General features: G+C 66.2%; 1 protein-coding gene. It reads right to left on the bottom strand.

Translation table 11 applies throughout. From position 1 onward, the window contains the following. Positions 1-340: 340 nt before the first annotated feature. On the bottom strand, positions 341-1438 hold the full coding sequence (locus FJ694_RS36465) for an IS110 family RNA-guided transposase (protein ID WP_157272395.1): 1098 nt from the start codon (positions 1436-1438) through the stop codon (positions 341-343). Between the last annotated feature and the right edge of the window lie 98 nt (positions 1439-1536).

Below are 1536 nucleotides of genomic sequence, written 5' to 3'. Positions count from 1 at the left end.
CTACAGGGACTTCTCCCGAGGTCAATGGCCCGGTGTTGGTATTCGACTTCTCTGGTGTTGGCGACGCGTCGTGGTGACAGTGCACGACGAAGGATCAGATTGCACATCTACAGACGGCCTTGTTGCACCTGATGGTGCGGGCCCAGATACGTACCGCTCAGCAGGACTCCATTCCTCCGAGTCGTTACCCCGCCAGGGGCGCGACGGCCCGCTTTTCGAGCTCACCTGCTGCCGGTCTGACCTGTGTGCTGTGTCTACGAACGCACGTCCTACTGCCTAGAGAGATTCAAGCTCCAACACGCCGTGGGCGCTTAAGGGATGGTTGGCTGGAGGCTGGGGCTTACGCCGGCGCAGCCGCGCCGTTGATGCCGGGCCCAGGCGGCGCGCTGGGGACATGGTTGGGGTCGAAGCGGGCGCCCCTGGTCAGAATGGCCCAGAGGATGCGAGCGTTCTTGTTGGCCAGCGCCACGGCAGCCTTTTGCCAGCCCACACGCGCGCACAACTGCACCAGCCAGCGCGAGAGCCGGTCGTCGCGCTTGGCCGCGGTGTCCACGGCCGCCTTGGCACCACGGATGAGCAGCATGCGCAAGTACTCGTCGCCGCGCTTGGTGATGCCGCCCAGGCGCACCTTGCCGCCGCTGGAGTGCTGACTGGGCACCACTCCCAGCCAGGCACTGAACTGCGCGCCCGACTTGAACTGGTGCAGATCTCCTACCCCCGCCACCAGCGCCGAGGCCCCCAGCGCGCCAATGCCCTGCAGCCGCGCGGCCTGCTGGGCCGCTTCGCTGCTGCGCACGTGCTCGGCAATGCGCGCATCGCACCAAGCCAGGTGCTCATCGAGCTCTTGCCAATGCTGCTGCGCGCGCTGCACCGCATAGCGCGCCACCGCCGGCAACTCGTTGGCCCCGTCCTCCAGCGCCAGGGGCAGCGCTTGGCGCAATGCCTTGCTGCCTTGTGGGAACACCAGCCCGAACTCCGAGAGCAGCCCGCGAATGCGGTTGATGCACGCCGTGCGCTCCTGCTTGAAGCCCTCGCGCAGGCGGTGCACCGCCATCCAACCCTGCTGCTCGACGCTCTTGACCGGCACGAAGTGCATGTTCGGCCGCGATGCGGCCTCGCACACCGCTGCTGCGTCGTTGGCGTCGTTCTTGCCGCTCTTGCCCTGCAGCCGGTAAGGCGCCACGAACTGCGCAGCGATGAGCCGCGGCTGCAAGCCCATCGCGGCAAGCCGCCGCGCCCAGTAGTGCGCCCCGCTGCAGGCCTCCATGGCCACGACACAGCCCGGGGGCAGTTGGGCACACCAGGGCAGGAACTTCGCACGCGAGAGAGAGCGCCGCGTGAGCAGCTTGCCTGCGGCGTCAACGCCGTGCGCATCGATGACGCGCTTGGCCAGATCGATACCGACTCGAACGATCTCGCTTCGTGTAGCCTCGCTCATGGGACTTCTCCTTTGCCGCTCAGATTGACGACTTACATCTCAATCTTGGTGCCTCGACACCGATAGGGATTGGAGAAGTCCCTTCGTATTCCTCCTAC

It is taken from the genome of Azohydromonas aeria (assembly GCF_009760915.1).
In the GTDB taxonomy this organism is placed as follows: domain Bacteria; phylum Pseudomonadota; class Gammaproteobacteria; order Burkholderiales; family Burkholderiaceae_C; genus Azohydromonas; species Azohydromonas aeria.
This window is presented reverse-complemented; position numbering and strand designations above follow the sequence as displayed.

Excerpts from the sequence above, each read along its gene's own strand:
- FJ694_RS36465 (WP_157272395.1), bottom strand. The coding sequence starts at position 1,438 with ATGAGCGAGGCTACACGAAGCGAGATCGTTCGAGTCGGTATCGATCTG.